The organism is Photobacterium piscicola, assembly GCF_900166965.1.
Classification (GTDB): domain Bacteria; phylum Pseudomonadota; class Gammaproteobacteria; order Enterobacterales; family Vibrionaceae; genus Photobacterium; species Photobacterium piscicola.
Genome location: NZ_FUZI01000005.1, coordinates 199,436 through 216,284 on the forward strand (window position 1 = coordinate 199,436; position 16,849 = coordinate 216,284).

At 42.0% G+C, this 16,849-nt stretch carries 20 protein-coding genes; 12 read left to right on the forward strand and 8 right to left on the reverse strand.

The window, feature by feature from the left end; translation table 11 throughout:
* Positions 1-61 precede the first annotated feature (61 nt).
* Positions 62-1,138 carry an outer membrane-stress sensor serine endopeptidase DegS gene (degS, locus tag CZ809_RS14750; RefSeq protein WP_080158334.1) on the forward strand — a complete coding sequence of 359 codons (1,077 nt, stop codon included), beginning with the start codon at positions 62-64 and terminating at the stop codon, positions 1,136-1,138.
* Between the two features lie 69 nt (positions 1,139-1,207).
* Here the strand turns inward: degS and murA are convergent, their stop codons facing one another.
* Genes murA through mlaF form a run of 7 tightly spaced genes read right to left on the reverse strand, consistent with a single transcriptional unit; the run spans position 1,208 to position 5,889 of the window.
* Positions 1,208-2,467, reverse strand: coding sequence for a UDP-N-acetylglucosamine 1-carboxyvinyltransferase (gene murA / locus CZ809_RS14755; RefSeq protein WP_080158402.1), 1,260 nt, complete (start codon positions 2,465-2,467; stop codon positions 1,208-1,210).
* 11 nt (positions 2,468-2,478) lie between these two features.
* A complete protein-coding gene (gene ibaG, locus CZ809_RS14760) occupies positions 2,479-2,733 on the reverse strand; it encodes a BolA family iron metabolism protein IbaG (RefSeq protein ID WP_045030117.1) in 255 nt (84 codons plus the stop codon).
* 19 nt (positions 2,734-2,752) lie between these two features.
* Positions 2,753-3,064, reverse strand: coding sequence for an STAS domain-containing protein (locus tag CZ809_RS14765; protein ID WP_080158335.1), 312 nt, complete (start codon positions 3,062-3,064; stop codon positions 2,753-2,755).
* Positions 3,065-3,066: 2 nt separating this feature from the next.
* The gene (gene mlaC / locus CZ809_RS14770; RefSeq protein ID WP_080158336.1) at positions 3,067-3,702 is read right to left on the reverse strand and encodes a phospholipid-binding protein MlaC; all 636 of its coding nucleotides are present in this window, start codon (positions 3,700-3,702) and stop codon (positions 3,067-3,069) included.
* Positions 3,703-3,716: 14 nt separating this feature from the next.
* Complete coding sequence (mlaD, locus tag CZ809_RS14775; RefSeq protein WP_080158337.1) at positions 3,717-4,193, reverse strand: outer membrane lipid asymmetry maintenance protein MlaD; 477 nt, start codon at positions 4,191-4,193, stop codon at positions 3,717-3,719.
* Between the two features lie 52 nt (positions 4,194-4,245).
* Complete coding sequence (mlaE, locus tag CZ809_RS14780) at positions 4,246-5,028, reverse strand: lipid asymmetry maintenance ABC transporter permease subunit MlaE (RefSeq protein WP_080158338.1); 783 nt, start codon at positions 5,026-5,028, stop codon at positions 4,246-4,248.
* Between the two features lie 57 nt (positions 5,029-5,085).
* The gene (gene mlaF / locus CZ809_RS14785) at positions 5,086-5,889 is read right to left on the reverse strand and encodes a phospholipid ABC transporter ATP-binding protein MlaF (RefSeq protein ID WP_080158339.1); all 804 of its coding nucleotides are present in this window, start codon (positions 5,887-5,889) and stop codon (positions 5,086-5,088) included.
* Positions 5,890-6,417: 528 nt separating this feature from the next.
* Between mlaF and CZ809_RS14790 the strand changes: the two genes are divergently transcribed.
* From CZ809_RS14790 to mgtE, 11 genes are all read left to right on the forward strand, one after another.
* Positions 6,418-7,377: a calcium/sodium antiporter gene (locus CZ809_RS14790; protein WP_080158340.1), complete on the forward strand. Its 960-nt coding sequence runs from the start codon at positions 6,418-6,420 to the stop codon at positions 7,375-7,377.
* A gap of 15 nt (positions 7,378-7,392) precedes the next feature.
* Complete coding sequence (locus CZ809_RS14795; protein WP_080158341.1) at positions 7,393-8,364, forward strand: KpsF/GutQ family sugar-phosphate isomerase; 972 nt, start codon at positions 7,393-7,395, stop codon at positions 8,362-8,364.
* A gap of 57 nt (positions 8,365-8,421) precedes the next feature.
* Positions 8,422-8,985: an LPS export ABC transporter periplasmic protein LptC gene (lptC, locus tag CZ809_RS14800; RefSeq protein ID WP_080158342.1), complete on the forward strand. Its 564-nt coding sequence runs from the start codon at positions 8,422-8,424 to the stop codon at positions 8,983-8,985.
* Entirely contained in the window at positions 8,966-9,472 is a 507-nt protein-coding gene (gene lptA, locus CZ809_RS14805; RefSeq protein ID WP_080158343.1) for a lipopolysaccharide transport periplasmic protein LptA, read from the forward strand. Before lptC ends, lptA begins: the two co-directional genes overlap by 20 nt.
* Before the next feature lie 9 nt (positions 9,473-9,481).
* Positions 9,482-10,207, forward strand: coding sequence for an LPS export ABC transporter ATP-binding protein (gene lptB / locus CZ809_RS14810; RefSeq protein WP_080158344.1), 726 nt, complete (start codon positions 9,482-9,484; stop codon positions 10,205-10,207).
* Positions 10,208-10,270: 63 nt separating this feature from the next.
* Complete coding sequence (locus tag CZ809_RS14815; RefSeq protein WP_080158345.1) at positions 10,271-11,755, forward strand: RNA polymerase factor sigma-54; 1,485 nt, start codon at positions 10,271-10,273, stop codon at positions 11,753-11,755.
* 32 nt (positions 11,756-11,787) lie between these two features.
* Positions 11,788-12,075, forward strand: coding sequence for a ribosome hibernation promoting factor (gene hpf / locus CZ809_RS14820; RefSeq protein WP_080158346.1), 288 nt, complete (start codon positions 11,788-11,790; stop codon positions 12,073-12,075).
* 2 nt (positions 12,076-12,077) lie between these two features.
* On the forward strand, positions 12,078-12,527 hold the full coding sequence (gene ptsN / locus CZ809_RS14825) for a PTS IIA-like nitrogen regulatory protein PtsN (protein ID WP_080158347.1): 450 nt from the start codon (positions 12,078-12,080) through the stop codon (positions 12,525-12,527).
* Positions 12,528-12,563: 36 nt separating this feature from the next.
* The gene (rapZ, locus tag CZ809_RS14830) at positions 12,564-13,415 is read left to right on the forward strand and encodes an RNase adapter RapZ (RefSeq protein ID WP_080158348.1); all 852 of its coding nucleotides are present in this window, start codon (positions 12,564-12,566) and stop codon (positions 13,413-13,415) included.
* Positions 13,412-13,684, forward strand: a complete 273-nt coding sequence (locus CZ809_RS14835; RefSeq protein ID WP_080158349.1) for an HPr family phosphocarrier protein — start codon at positions 13,412-13,414, stop codon at positions 13,682-13,684. The genes rapZ and CZ809_RS14835 overlap by 4 nt, the downstream gene beginning before the upstream one ends.
* 282 nt (positions 13,685-13,966) lie before the next feature.
* Positions 13,967-15,328: a magnesium transporter gene (gene mgtE, locus CZ809_RS14840; RefSeq protein ID WP_080158350.1), complete on the forward strand. Its 1,362-nt coding sequence runs from the start codon at positions 13,967-13,969 to the stop codon at positions 15,326-15,328.
* Positions 15,329-15,416: 88 nt separating this feature from the next.
* On the opposite strand, the gene pmbA is transcribed toward mgtE, so the two are convergent.
* Positions 15,417-16,760: a metalloprotease PmbA gene (gene pmbA / locus CZ809_RS14845; RefSeq protein ID WP_080158351.1), complete on the reverse strand. Its 1,344-nt coding sequence runs from the start codon at positions 16,758-16,760 to the stop codon at positions 15,417-15,419.
* Positions 16,761-16,849 lie beyond the last annotated feature (89 nt).

Genomic DNA, 16,849 nt, shown 5'->3' on the forward strand with positions numbered 1-16,849 from the left:
CACCTAAGAGGGGTGCTATTCTGTTAGCACCTTTTTATTTCTCATTTTATAAGGACTGTTAATGCTAGCATTTCTTGGTCGTTCAATTTTTCTCGGCCTTATCACTGCTATTATTGTTCTGATTGCAGTCCCTGATTTACGTCCGACGACGCCAGTGTCCTTATCATTACCCGATAACAACTCAACCCCCCTTTCTTTTAATTATGCTGTGCGACGAGCGTCACCTGCCGTAGTTAATATTTATAATCGTCGCTATGACAACAGTAATAGCCAAGAACGAGAATTGCGCACCCAAGGCCTTGGCTCCGGTGTCATCATGAGTGATAAAGGCTATATCGTTACTAACTATCATGTTGTGGCACATGCAGATCAAATCATTGTTGCGCTACAAGACGGTCGAGTACTGAATGCACAATTAATTGGCTTAGACCAACTAACGGATCTGGCTGTATTAAAAATCAATGCCGATAACCTGCCCGTTATTCCGGTTAATTCACACTATAAAGCTGCTGTTGGTGATGTGGTATTGGCAATTGGTAATCCCTATAATCTTGGTCAAACAACCACCTTTGGTATTATCTCCGCCACGGGCCGTTCTGGCATGAGTTTTTATGGACCACAAGATTTTTTACAAACAGACGCGGCGATAAATAAAGGTAATTCAGGCGGAGCACTGGTTAACACTGACGGCGAGTTAGTGGGCATTAACACCGCTTCTTTTCAGCAAGCTACCGACATTGAAACCTATGGTATTTCATTTGCGATTCCCTACCAGTTAACAATTAAGATCATGCAAAAACTGATTGCTGATGGTCGAGTTATTCGAGGTTGGATTGGCATTCAAGGACGTGAAATCAACCCACTAATGGCGCGACTTTATGATGTAGCGAAAGTAAATGGCATTATTGTTGATGGCATGGATCCAACTGGCCCAGCATCAAAAGCAGGGTTTAAGAAAAATGATATTGTGATTGAGATAGCAGGTAAAGAAGTCACTAATGTGCAAAGTGTGCGTGATATCGTCACGGATATTCGCCCTGGCACCCATATTGAAGTGAAGATTCTACGTAACGGTAAGCCAATGATGATCCCGGTTACGGTTGCCAATCGACCTCCACTAGCGAACCCTCCCAAATAATAACAAATAACAGTCACAAAAAAGCCTCGCACGGTGCGAGGCTTTTTTATTGCTTGAAACCAATATCACTTATTCAGAGATACGTTCGATATTCATTCCTAGCGCACTGAATTTTTGCTCGATAAACTCATAACCACGGTCGATATGGTAAATACGATCAACAATGGTTTCGCCTTTAGCAATACTGCCCGCAATCACAAGACTTGCAGATGCACGTAGGTCAGTTGCCATCACTTGTGCGCCACTCAATCCATTAGTGTCACCACAAATCACGGTATTACCTTCGATTTCAGCGTGAGCACCCATACGAATTAATTCAGGAATATGCATGAAACGGTTTTCAAAAATCGTTTCAGTAATGATGCCTGTGCCTTTGGCCATTAAGTTTAATAGCGAAAATTGCGCTTGCATGTCGGTTGGGAACCCCGGATGCGGTGCAGTGCGAATATTCACCGCTTTAAGCTCACGATCTGTCATATCTAGACTGATCCAATCATCGCCAGTTTCAACTAATGCACCCGCTTCTTCTAGTTTTGCTAATACCGCTTCAAGAAGTTCAGGCTTAGTGTTGCGACAAACAATCTTGCCACCAGAAACAGCAGCAGCGACTAAGAAAGTACCGGTTTCGATACGGTCTGCAACCACTTCATGATAACCGCCAGCAAGACGATCAACACCTTCGATGGTGATGGTTGCCGTGCCTGCGCCTGTAATTTTCGCACCGATAGCATTAAGGAATGCTGCAGTATCTTCAATTTCAGGTTCACGAGCTGCGTTTTCAATCACGGTTGTACCTTCTGCTAACGTTGCCGCAGACATAATAGTAACCGTTGCACCCACACTGACTTTATCCATCACGATATGGGCACCTTTAAGACGACCATCGACAGATGCTTTTACATAACCTTCATCAAGTGTGATTGTTGCACCAAGCTGCTCAAGACCCACAATATGCAAATCAACTGGGCGCGCACCAATAGCACAACCACCAGGTAATGATACTTGACCTTGACCAAAACGAGCCACTAGTGGACCTAATGCCCAAATAGAAGCACGCATTGTTTTTACAAGATCATACGGCGCACAATACTCATTAACATCACTTGCATCGATATTAACAGATGAGCCATTACGCGAGACTTTCACGCCTAAACGTGACAGTAATTCCATCGTAGTATCAATATCACGTAGCTGAGGAACATTGGCAATTTCTACCGGACCGTCAGCAAGTAACGCGGCAAATAAAATCGGTAAGGCTGCATTCTTTGCGCCAGAAATAGCCACTTCACCGCTTAATGGGCCGCTGCCCTGAATACGAAACTTTTGCATCATTTAGCTCTCTATAACGACATTAATTTTTTATCACGCGCCCACTCTTCAGGCGTATATGTTTTAATACTTAACGCGTGAATGTCGTTTGCTGCAATACGATCCATTAATGGACCATAAATTGTTTGTTGTTTCTTTACACGGCTCATGCCGTCAAATAGTGTACCCACTGCGATCACTTGGTAGTGGCTACCTTCACCTTTAACGATGATTTCATCAACGTCTAAAGCGCTTTCTAGAATTTGTTTAATCTCAGAGATTTCCACAAGCTATCCTCTCTACAGCTTACTCCATGCAAGCTGTTAACATTGGTTCGATATGGCTTAAGCGAAACAGCGTTTTAAGCTGTTGAGGTACATTGTGCAACATAACGCGACTCCCTGCTTGCTTAAGGTGCTGGCACAAATGCAGTAACATCACCATACCAGCAGAGTCTACTCGAGATAAATCAGCAAGATCGAGCACGAGCTGCTCATTATGTGGCATCCATTCGCTTCTTTGACGCCAAAAAGCTGGCACTGTGTCACGATCTAACGACCCTGACAAGCGGTATTGCCCTTCAGCGACAACCTGCCAACAAATCTTATCAGCAGTCATGGTTATTTGTTCTCAATTTGGATCGGTTTCGCCGCCAAATCACGTAAACTTTGTGTCACCGCATCAATACCTTTAGTACGTAGCTGTCCACTCCATTCACTTTGCTTAGTAGAGAGCATACTGACACCTTCAGCAACCATGTCAAATCCCTGCCATTCTTTGGTTTTTTTATTCAATCGTAATTTAAAATCAAGGCGAATAGGCGGGCGCTGAGGATCAATAATATCAACGCGAACCGAAATAATACTGCGATCAGCTGGAACGGGCTTAGGTGATTCAAGTTCGATTTTTTGGTCGGTATATTGAGTCAAAACCTGTGCGTACGATGCCACTAAATAATCAGTGAAAGCCGCTGTGAACGCATCACGTTGCTCTGCGGTTGTATTACGTAAATTAGAACCTAACACTTTGTAAGCTGCATAACGGGTATTAATATACGGCAATAATTCTTGCTTAACGATCACCCGTAGTTGTTCTGGGTTTGCTTGAATTTTTGCTTGTTCCGCTTTTAAAGTACCAAATAAATGCGCGGATACTTTGTCCATCATTTTATAAGGATTGCTCTGATCAATCGTTGCTGCTTGAGCTAGCATTGGCACGGCCAGTAAACACAACATTAAGCCACGTACAAATTTCATGGTGGTTCTCCTCATTACTTCTTATCGCCGCCAAGGCTATACAGCACTTGACCAATCATATCTTCTAATACTAACGCAGATTTAGTGTCTTCAATTAAGTCACCGTTATGTAGCATTTCAGTGTCAGTATCAACAAATCCAGGACTAATACCTAAGTATTGTTCACCTAATAGACCTGAAGTCAGAATAGATGCAGAACTGGTTTCAGGGAAATAACCAAACTTTTTATTAACGTCTAAAGTAACAATTGGCACATACGTCTGTTCATCAAGGGTAATCGACGTTACTTCACCTACAGTAACCCCTCCCACCTTAACGGGAGAACGTACTTTTAAACCGCCAATATTGTCAAAATGGGCTTTCAAAGTATAAGTTTCAGCACTACCAAAACTTTGTACGTTAGCCACTTTAAACGCCAACACTAATAAAGCACTAATGCCGGCTAGCATAAACACACCAACCCACAATTCTAATCGTTTATTTTGTTGCATTGTTTTTATCCATGTAATTTATGCCGTCGTATGCATGCGGCTAAGTGAATGTTTAGCTACCAAACATTAATGCTGTTAACACAAAATCAAGTCCAAGTACCGCCAGTGATGAATTCACCACTGTACGGGTTGTTGCACGGCTGATCCCTTCCGACGTCGGTACGGCATCATAACCATTAAAGACTGCAATCCATGTAATCACGATAGCAAATACGATTGATTTGATAATGCTATTACCAATATCAGTACTGAAATCAACCGATGATTGCATCACCGACCAGAAACTGCCGTAGTCAATGCCCTTCCAATCAACACCAACAAGTTGTGCGCCCCATAAACCAATAAGCGAGAACATCAACGCCAACAATGGCATCGAGATAACCCCCGCCCAAAATCGCGGTGCAATCACGCGGCGTAGAGGATCAACCGCCATCATTTCCATGCTTGATAGTTGTTCGGTGGTTTTCATCAACCCAATTTCAGCCGTTAACGCAGAGCCCGCACGACCAGCAAATAACAACGCCGTTACCACCGGGCCTAATTCTCGCAATAATGATAATGCGACCATTTGACCAAGGCTGGTTTCAGCGCCGTAACCAGCAAGAACTAAATATCCTTGCAGGCTTAATACCATGCCGATAAATAATCCTGACACGAGAATAATCGCCATCGATAGCACGCCAACTGAATACAATTGTCGAATCAATAGCGGCAACATTTTTATCGGCTGAGGCTTACACACTAATGCCCCATATAACATCAAGCTTGCACGACCACATGCTTGGCACTTTTCAATAGTCGCTCGTCCCAATCGGGAAATAGCATTAATTATCATTTTTTGCTCATATTATCGGTTGTCATTTACTGATGTTAGCAACAGCCTTGATACGGCTTACTCACCAAATAAATCATCACTTAATGATTGTGCAGGAAATTGAAACGGTACTGGACCATCCGCATCACCATCTAAAAATTGGCGCACTTGAGGGTTAGTATCTGCGCGTAATTGATCTGGTGTACCACAACCTATGATCTTAGCGCCTGAAAGAATATAGACATGATCTGCAATACTCATTACCTCTGGCACATCATGCGAGACAATCACCGACGTAATATTTAACGCTTGGTTAAGATCGCGGATTAACTTAACTAACACGCCCATGGTAATTGGATCTTGGCCAACAAACGGTTCATCGTACATCATCAAATCAGGATCAAGTGCAATTGCGCGCGCCAATGCTGCTCGTCGAGCCATGCCACCTGATAACTCATTTGGCATTAATTGAGCCGCCCCTCGCAAACCCACAGCTTCTAATTTCAATAGCACTAAGGTGTGCAATAAATCTTCAGGTAATTGAGTATGCTCACGCAATGGAAAGGCAACATTTTCAAACACAGTCATATCGGTAAATAAAGCACCCGATTGAAACAGCATACTCATTCGTTTACGCGCTTGATAAAGTTCACTGCGACGTAATGTGGGTATATTCCATTGATCAAACCATACCTCACCATTATCTGGCGCAATCTGACCACCAATCAAACGTAATAAGGTCGTTTTGCCGATCCCTGACGGCCCCATAATAGCGGTGACTTTTCCACGCGGGATATCAAGACTAATATTATCAAAAATACGTCGATCACCACGGGAAAAGCTCAGATTTTTAATCGAAACCAGTACATCATCATTGAGCATTATGTTTATGTTACCTCTCGCTAACTCGTTTGCGTAAGCGATGAATATTGATGTTATTTGACATAATAGCGTTTCATGCCACTTTATAATAAACAACTTAAAAACAATCAGTAGACATTATAAAAATAGAGCGTTGATGATAGGAGGAATTAAACGTCAACTCAACCTAAGCGCTGTATTATCACGCGTTAATGATGAATTTTTATCAAAAATAATATATTTACGATAAAACTGACACTAACGGCATAATTCCATTCTAAAACAAATCAACCTCATTATAATTCACCTAAAATAAAACATCGTTTTAATAGTGTAAATAGATAAGCCACTTTTTCTAACCTTAATCGGTTCTGATTCAGCAGCAGTTAATCAAGCCATCCCCCTAAAACCACCTCAGATGATAATTAGTATTGGCTTATGCTTCCCTTTTGCATGAGTTAACGTCAAAATTGGCAACTCAAATTGTAAATATTTCATCAATTGACTAAAAATCGCTTTTTTAGCGGGTCGTACTAAAAAGGAATTAACATGCTAGAAGCCATTGTGTTGCTCTGTATCGGATTAGCTTTACTGGTTTGGAGTGCAGATAGATTGGTATATGGTGCAGCTGCATTAGCGAAAAACTTCGGTGTTGCACCACTGGTTATTGGTATGACTATTCTGGCAATGGGATCTTCTGCGCCAGAAATGATGGTTTCAGCCACCGCTGCACTGGCCGATAAAACAGATACCGCGGTAGGTAATGTACTGGGATCAAACATTGCCAATATTGCGTTAATTCTCGGTATTACGGCAATCATAAAGCCCCTCTGCATTAGTTCGACTATTATTCGCCGCGAATTACCCATAATGCTGGGAGTTACGGTTATTGCTGGCGCGATTTTATGGGATAATTATTTAAGCCGTCACGAAGGCATTATTCTTGCGGTTCTATTTGCTATTTTCTTAGTGGTGATGCTTAAAATCAGCCGCGACAGTAAAAGTGATCCATTAGTAGAAGAGCAACAGTCAGAAATTCCAACTGGTGTCACTAATACCAAGGCCATTATCTGGGTATTTATTGGCTTAGGCATACTTCTATACTCTTCAGATATGGTAGTGGGGTCAGCAGTTACTATCGCTAAATACTACGGTATGAGTGACTTAGTTATTGGTTTAACCATCATTGCTGTTGGCACCAGTTTGCCTGAGCTTGCCGCATCTGTCGCGAGCGTATTTAAAGGCGAAGATGACATGGCGGTGGGTAATATTATTGGCTCAAATATCTTTAATATTCTTGCGGTAATGGGCATTCCAGGGTTACTGAACCCATCAGCATTAAGCCCACTAGCTATGAGCCGTGATTTTTATGTTATGTTGGCTATTTCCATTCTATTACTACTAATGGCTCTCGGTAAACGCCGCCTGATTAATCGCATTGAAGGTGGAATATTAGTGATTTGCTTTATTGCTTATCAAGCATTTTTATTTCTTAATATCGCCGCATAACAGGAGCTTTCTCTGATGTCTGGTCAATTTGATTTTTGCAGCCATGGTAAAAAAGTACTCGATACTGAATTACAAGCACTTGAAAAAATCCGTTGTTACATTGATAACAGCTTTACCCTTGCCTGTGAGTTAATTCTGCACTGCCAAGGTAAAGTGATCGTAATGGGAATGGGTAAATCAGGTCATATTGGACGGAAAATAGCCGCAACATTGGCCAGCACAGGGACCCCTGCATTCTTTGTTCATCCGGGCGAAGCAAGCCATGGTGATTTGGGAATGATCAAAAAAAATGATGTCGTGATTGCAATTTCAAACTCAGGTGAAGCCGCAGAAATTCTTGCATTACTGCCCGTTATCAAACGTCTAGGCATTGCCATGATCAGCATGACAGGCAAACCTGAATCAAGTATGGCTAAAATGGCGCAAGTGAATCTTCAAGTCACGGTAGATAAAGAAGCCTGCCCCTTGAATCTCGCACCGACCTCAAGTACAACGGCTACCCTTGTTATGGGAGATGCGGTCGCAATTTCAGTAATGGAAGCCCGCGGGTTTACTGCTGACGATTTTGCACTATCTCATCCCGGTGGTGCGTTAGGACGTAAATTATTGCTTCGTATTGCAGATGTCATGCACAGTGGTGAGTTACTACCTATGATTGAAGAGCATGCCAGTATTAAAGATGCGCTATTGGAAATATCACACAAAGGCTTAGGAATGACGGCAATTGTTGATCATAACCAACAATTACGTGGTATTTTTACTGACGGTGATTTACGCCGTTTGTTGGATAATCATATTGATATTCACAACACCAGTATTGGTCATGTGATGTCAACCAATCCACAAACGATTTCACCACAGCTATTAGCCGCAGAAGGGCTAAAATTAATGGAAGATAACAAAATTAATGGCTTATTGGTGACAGAAAATAACCAATTAGTTGGCGCACTCAATATGCATGATTTACTTAAAGCCGGTGTCCTGTAGCACTATTATATCTCTGTAAATCATCGGTAACACCAAAGAAAATAAAGGCTTAAGTCTATGACTTTTAAAAAGCTATTCTATGTACTGTTAATGATTATATGTGCATGGCTCGGCTACTATCTACTTGAACAACATTGGAAACAAGATGTTCAAGTTAAACCTAATGACGAAAAACCAATGTTTATTGGTAATAAAGTCAGTAATACCAGCTTTGATTTGAAGGGTACTCGTCAATATCAAATTGATGCTGACCATCTTGAGCATTTTAATGTTAGTGGTGAAACCACATTTACTAAACCTGTTTTGTGGGTCTTTAAGCAAGGGCTAAATGCAGAATGGCGAGTCAGTGCTAACAATGCCAAACTAGAACAAGATAAAATTTTACACTTACAAGGTAATGTTCGTATTTTCAATCTATTACCTGATTCAGATGTTCAAGTCATTAAAACAGATAGTTTACGCTTAAATTTAGTCAATAAAGACTTTAGTACCGATGATCATGTCACCATCAATGGTCCTGTTTTCCAAAATCAAGGCGATGGCATGAAAGGCAACATGGATCGAAATGTGGCAACTCTTTTAAAAAATGTAAAAGGTAGATATGAACCGACTAAAAATTAGTACTCTACTATGCTTGTTGTGTATCAGTGCACCAACATGGGCAATGAAAAGTGATACCAAGCAACCCATTTATATTGATTCAGACAGTCAACAAGTTGATATGCCGAATAATATTGTTACGTTTATCGGCAATGTGAAGTTACGCCAAGGAACAATTGATATTCGTGCGAACAAAGTAGTTGTAACGCGACCAAACACTAAGTCGCAGCAACAAACAATCATGGCATATGGACAACCAGCAACATTCCATCAAGTGATGGACGATGGTAAACCTCTTGATGGCGAAGCGCTTAAAATGCGTTATGAAACCGCCACTGAACGCCTAAAAATGACCGGCAAAGCAGAACTTAATCAAGATGGGAGTAATATTAAAGGTAATATCATTACTTACAATATTCGCGACCAACGTTTGGTAGCAGAAAGCGGTAACCAAGAGCGTGTCACCACCGTGATCTTACCAAGTCAATTAAACAATAATAAGAAATAAACATTATTTATGGCTATTCTAAAAGCTGAACACCTTGCAAAAAGTTACAACGGTCGCAAAGTCGTTTCCGATGTGAGCCTTGAGGTTGAATCAGGAAAAATTGTTGGTTTACTTGGTCCCAATGGTGCCGGTAAAACCACCTCATTTTATATGATCGTTGGCTTAGTTGGCCGCGATGAAGGCACAATTACCATTGATGGTGAAGACATCAGCCTTCAACCGATGCACAATCGTTCACGAATGGGTATTGGTTATTTACCCCAAGAAGCATCGATTTTTCGTCGTCTGACGGTTTATGACAACTTAATGGCTGTTTTAGAGACGCGTAAAGAGCTCACCAAAGAAGGCCGTCAAGATAAGGCCGAAGAACTGTTAGATGAGTTTAATATTCAACATATTCGCGATAGTTTAGGACAAGCATTATCAGGTGGTGAACGACGCCGAGTTGAAATTGCACGTGCATTAGCAGCAAACCCTAAGTTTATTCTGCTTGATGAACCGTTTGCAGGTGTCGATCCAATTTCAGTTATTGATATCAAAAAGATCATTAAACATTTACGAGATCGTGGATTAGGGGTATTAATTACCGATCATAACGTTCGCGAAACATTGGATGTTTGTGAACACGCTTATATTGTAAGCCAAGGCCATCTGATCGCTAATGGTACTCCAGATCATGTACTCAACCATGAGCATGTTAAGCGGGTTTATCTCGGTGATCAGTTCCGTCTATAGCATTCACCATTGGCTATTGATTACAGATAATAACAACAATAACAATAAGGTGTATCAACGTTAATGAAAACTTCGCTCCAACTTAAGCTCGGTCAACAGTTAGCAATGACGCCTCAATTGCAGCAAGCTATTCGCTTGTTGCAACTCTCGACATTGGAACTCCAACAAGAGATCCAAGAAGCGCTTGATGGTAACCCTCTCCTAGAGCTCGATGAAACCAATGAAGCGGATGAAATAAACACTAACAATGAAACCTCAACCGCAGAAGCCAGCACCAATGACGCGAGTGAAAATCTCGACGATATAGAGAGTTTTGATACCGCTGAAGTACTTGAATCCCGTGAATTACCCACTGAACTTCCGGTTGATAGTACTTGGGATGATATTTACAGTGCAGGAACAGGCAGCGCGGGCATTGCTATTGATGATGACATTCCAATTTATCAAGGTGAAACTACTGAATCATTACAAGACTATTTAATGTGGCAAGTACATTTAACCCCATTTAGCGAAACGGATCTCGCGATCGCAACAGCGATCATTGATGCGGTTAATGACAAAGGTTATCTCAGTTGTAGTACTGCTGAAATTTTAGAAAACTTTGAAGATGAAGATCTCGATGTTGAGCTTGATGAGGTAGAGGCGGTACTTAAACGCGTACAGCAATTTGACCCTTTAGGGGTTGCTTCTCGCAACTTACAAGAATGTTTACTGCTTCAACTCGCCACTTATCCAGCACAAACTCAATGGCTTGCCGAAGCTAAAATACTGTTGAGTGAGCACATTAATTTATTAGGTAATCGCGATTATCGACAATTGATGCGCGAAACCAAACTCAAAGAACCTGAACTTAAAGCGGTTATGGAGCTGATTCACAGCTTAAACCCTCGTCCAGGTAATCATGTCGTTTCAACCGAAACTGAATACGTTATTCCCGATGTCTCTGTCTTTAAAGATAATGGCAAATGGGTTGTTAGTATCAATCCTGACAGTATTCCTCGTATTAAAGTCAATCAGCAATACGCCGCATTAAGCAATAACACTCGCAATAGCGCTGATGGTCAATTTATACGTACTCACCTTCAAGATGCCAAATGGCTGATTAAAAGCCTTGAAAGCCGCAATGAAACCTTGTTGAAAGTCGCTCGTTGTATTGTCGAGCAGCAACAAGATTTTTTTGAATTTGGTGAAGAAGCGATGAAGCCGATGGTCCTCAATGACATCGCACTCGCGGTTGAAATGCACGAATCCACCATATCTCGAGTTACGACGCAAAAATATATGCATACACCTCGAGGTATTTTTGAATTGAAATACTTCTTCTCAAGTCATGTCAGTACGGATAATGGCGGTGAATGTTCATCGACAGCTATTCGCGCACTGGTGAAGAAACTTGTTGCTGCTGAAAATCAGGTTAAACCCCTGAGTGACAGCAAAATTGCGACTTTATTGGCTGAACAAGGGATCATGGTTGCGCGACGAACTATCGCCAAATACCGTGAATCGTTGGGAATTCCGCCATCAAATCAGCGAAAATGTCTGATCTAAATCGGATCAGCGCCAACAAAAGGAAGATGTCTATGCAAATCAATATTACCGGACACCATGTTGATGTAACCGATTCATTACGAGAATATGTCAGTACTAAGTTTGACAAACTAGAGCGTTTTTTCGATAAAATCAATACCGTTCAAGTGATCTTAAATGTCGAAAAGCTCCAACAAATAGCCGAAGCAACCCTGCATATTAATTCAGGAGAAATTCACGCTAAAGCTGATTCTGAAAATATGTATGCCGCGATTGACGAATTGACTGATAAACTGGTCCGTCAATTAAACAAACACAAAGATAAACTCAATAGTCACTAATCATGCAACTGAGTAACGTATTGAGCCTGGACTGCACCAAAAGTGCAGTCCCTTGCTCCAGTAAAAAACGCGCGCTTGAGCTCATCAGTGAGATCGCCGCAACACATCTTGATCAAAATCCGCAGCCATTATTTGAATGTATGCTCAATCGTGAAAAATTGGGTACCACAGGTATTGGTAACGGGATTGCAATTCCTCACGGCCGAATCAGTAACAGTGATCATGCGATTGCAGTGCTTATTCAATGCCAAGAGCCGATAGATTTTGATGCTATAGATGGTCAACCTATTGACCTGTTATTTGCACTTCTGGTACCAGAAGAACAATGTAAAGAGCATTTATCGACCCTTGCTAGCATGGCTGAAAAACTGGGCAATAAGAAAATTTGCAAACAGTTACGCAATGCAACAACCGATCAAGAATTATATAACATACTGATTAATGAAGAATAAATCAGCATCCCTCCACACACAAAAGGTAGCTTAACCATGAGGTTAATGGTTGTTAGCGGCCGTTCAGGTTCAGGTAAATCTGTCGCGCTTCGCGTGTTAGAAGATTTAGGTTATTACTGCGTTGATAACCTTCCCGTACACCTACTGCCGCAATTTGTAAATGATATTGCCAATAACGAACAAGATATTGCGGTTAGCATCGATATTCGTAATATGCCGCCACATCAGGGTGAACTTGACGCTATTTTCAAAAATTTACCCAATGATGTTGATATCAACGTTATTTTCCTCGATGCCGATGATAAAGAACTGGTTAAACGTTTCAGTGAAACACGTCGTTTACACCCACTCTCGCGCCATAATATGAGCCTTGAGCAAGCCATTCAATCAGAAGCGGTATTGCTTGGTGAGCTGAAAGAACATGCAGACTTAGTGATTGATACCACTAAGAGCTCTATTCATGATTTAAGCGAGACAGTGCGGGCACGAGTACTTGGTCGTGAAGCACGTGAATTAGTGTTAGTTTTTGAATCGTTCGGCTTTAAACATGGTCTGCCTTCTGATGCTGACTATGTGTTTGATGTGCGTTTTTTGCCAAACCCACACTGGGTGCCAGAGCTTAAACCTCAGACTGGCCTTGATCAGCCCGTTAAAGATTTTTTAGCCGCTCACGCTGAAGTCAATAAACTAAACTACCAACTACGAAATTTCCTTGAAACATGGTTACCAATGCTAGAGAAAAATAATCGCAGTTATGTCACCGTTGCCATTGGTTGTACTGGCGGACAACATCGCTCGGTGTATATCGCGCAACAACTGGCTGATTATTTTACTCAACAAGGTCAACAAGTGCAGGTACGTCATCGCACGCTGGAAAATTATAAATGACCATTAGCCGCGAATTATTTATTCGTAACCGTCTCGGGCTTCATGCTCGAGCGGCAATCAAATTAGTTGAGTTAGCACAAAGTTTCACAGCCATCGTCACGATCACTAATGGTGATAACAGCGCAACGGCAGACAGTGTGATGGGCTTACTCATGCTGGACTCCGCCCAAGGTCAAAAGATCATGGTTAGCGCAGAAGGCCAAGATGCAGAATCAGCATTAATCGCCATTTCAACCTTAATTGAAGCTGGGTTTGATGAAGAAAGTTAATTGGCTAAATTAAAAGCCATAAATTACCACTGTTAAATCTTTTGTTCTTAGTGGTGTTAATCATTTTTAACACGTGATACTTTGCTCTTAACTGCGTTTTTTAGCCGCGATTAGTAGCCAACACTCATGAAATGTAGAGATATCACAATTATAATCATGCGTAATACCAATACTTCATCAGTTTATGCGCTAATTAAATAGTAATCAGCACAAGACAAAGACTCACTGATTACGTTAAAATTCAGCTTATTGCGCCATCAAATATAAGTGGGCCTAATACCTATGGCGGATGTATTAGAACAAGATCAAACCCATCACACACTCCAAGAAGTCAATAAAGCGCTCGAAAATGGCATGTTTGTTCATGTTCGCCGGTTACTCCAAGACATGGAGCCGGAGGATATTGCACACCTGTTAGAAGCCTCGCCACCGAAAGAACGTCAAGTCTTATGGCAATTGACGGATCCGGAAGAGCAAGGTGAGATCCTTGATGAACTCTCTGAAGATGTAAAAGATGGCATCGTCTCGCAAATGGAACCAGAAAAGCTGGCAGCCGTTACCGAGGGGATGGAAAGCGATGATGTCGCCTACGTACTTCGTAGCCTCTCTGATGAGCGTTATCAAGAAGTATTGGCACAAATGGATGCCACCGATCGTCATCGTATCGAAAAAGCACTCGCCTATCCGGAAGATACTGCCGGTGGGATGATGAGTACCGATTTTATCACCATTCGAGGTGACGTAACCGCCGATGTGGTACTACGTTATTTACGTATGCGTGGTGAACTACCAGAAGCCACTGATGCTTTGTATGTGGTTGATGAAAATCAAATTCTGATTGGTCATTTGTCACTATCAACGCTCATCACCACTCAGCCTGACATTGAAATTAAAGATGTTATGCAAGACGCTGATGAAGCGATTGCCGTCGATATGGCAGACAGTGAAATAGCCAATATATTTGAACGTCGAAATTGGTTATCTGCACCTGTCGTTGATACCAATAATCATCTGTTAGGTCGTATCACTATCGATGACGTGGTTGACTTGATCCGTGAAGAAGCGGAACACTCAATGATGACCATGGCGGGTATGGATGACGATGAAGATACCTTTGCACCAGTCTTAAAGTCAGCCAAGAGCCGCAGTATTTGGCTTGGGGTTAATGTACTGACAGCGTTAGCAGCCGCATCTGTATCCAATATGTTTGAACACACTTTACAACAGATGGCGACCGTTGCGGTACTAATGACAATTGTTCCATCAATGGGTGGTGTGGCGGGTAACCAAACCGTAGCACTGGTTATTCGAGGCCTTGCTGTCGGTCACATTGGTGATACCAACACCCGTTGGCTACTGAGTAAAGAAGCCCGTGTCGGATTAATTAATGGCTTAGTATGGGCATTAATTATTGGCTTAGTGGTCTTTATTTGGAAAGGGAGCTTAATACTCGGCGCGATCATGGCCGGCGCAATGCTAGCAAACTTATTTGTTGCCGGCGTTGCTGGCGTATTAATTCCAATTGGTCTTAAAAAACTAAAAATTGACCCAGCACTTGCTGGCGGTATGGCACTGACAACCTGTACTGATATTGTTGGTTTAATGGTGTTCTTAGGTCTAGCGACCATTTTTATTACACCTTAATCAGTGATAATTGATTGATAAAAAAAGTCCAAATCAAGTGATTGATTTGGACTTTTTTATTGCGCATAAATTACGTCATTAACAACGATTACTCACCCGCAATCTTCATCGAATCTAACAGCATAGAACCCGTTAGAATCTGACTTCGTGTTTCAGTATCACTGCCAATAGCAACAATATTTTGCATCATGTCTTTAAGATTACCTGCGATGGTAATTTCAGAGACAGGATATTGAATTTGACCATTCTCAACCCAGAAGCCCGCAGCACCACGAGAATAATCACCCGTGATAATGTTCACTCCTTGGCCCATCAATTCAGTCACTAACAAACCGCGATCCATCTTTTTCAGCATTTGCTCAAAGCTTTCGCCTGTTGATGAAACCAACCAGTTATGAATGCCACCAGCATGACCTGTTGGCTGCATTTTCATCTTACGAGCAGCATAGCTGGTCAATAAGTATGTTTGCAGTGCGCCACCAGTGATAATTTCACGATCATAGGTCGCAAGACCTTCGCTATCAAACGGGGTACTTGCCATACCACGTAAAATATGAGGACGTTCACTAATATTTAGCCACTCTGGGAAAATTTGCTCACCCAGTTTATCTAATAAAAATGATGATTTACGGTATAAATTCGCACCGCTAATTCCCATCACTAAATGACCAAAAAGACCGGTAGCAACATCAGCAGCAAACATCACAGGCGCTTCACGAGTAGTGAGTTTTTGTGGATTAATACGGCTTACGGTGCGCTCTGCAGCATGACGCCCCACACGTTCAGGGGTCCACATATCAGAGGCTAAACGTGAAGTTGTATAACTATAGTCACGCTCCATATTGCCGTCTTTGCCTTCACTGATCACACAGCAACTAATGCTATGGCGACTAGAGGCATAACTGGCTAACATGCCATGACTATTACCGTAAACACGCACGCCGTAATGGCTATCGTAACTGGCACCATCGCTTTGTTTTACGCGAGGATCAAAGGCAAGCGCCGCTTCTTCTGCGGCAATTGCAATCGCTGCAGCGCGATCAGGTTCCGGCTCATCAGGATGAAATAAATCTAAATCTGGAATATTACGCGCCATCAATTCCGCAGGGCCAGGACCTGCAAACGGATCTTCAGAAGTGTAATTTGCAATATCTAAAGCGGCGGCAACCGTTTGAGCAATAGCCGCTTCACTTAAATCAGAAGTTGATGCGCTACCTTTACGGTGACCGCGATACACAGTAATGCCAAGTGCACCGTCACTATTAAATTCAACATTTTCAACTTCGCACATACGAGTAGAAACACTGATACCTGTTGTTTTGTTAATGGCTACTTCGGCTGCATCAGCCTGTTTACCAGCAACTTCAAGCGCTTTTGCTACTGCGGCTTCAAGTTCAACACGCTGTTGAGCAACCTGTTCTCTTACGTCCATACAATCACTTAAGGTTAGGGTTTAGCTTATTAGTTATAGAATAATGTAATTTACGCCCAAAATCGTTATTAAACTGATAAAATAGAACT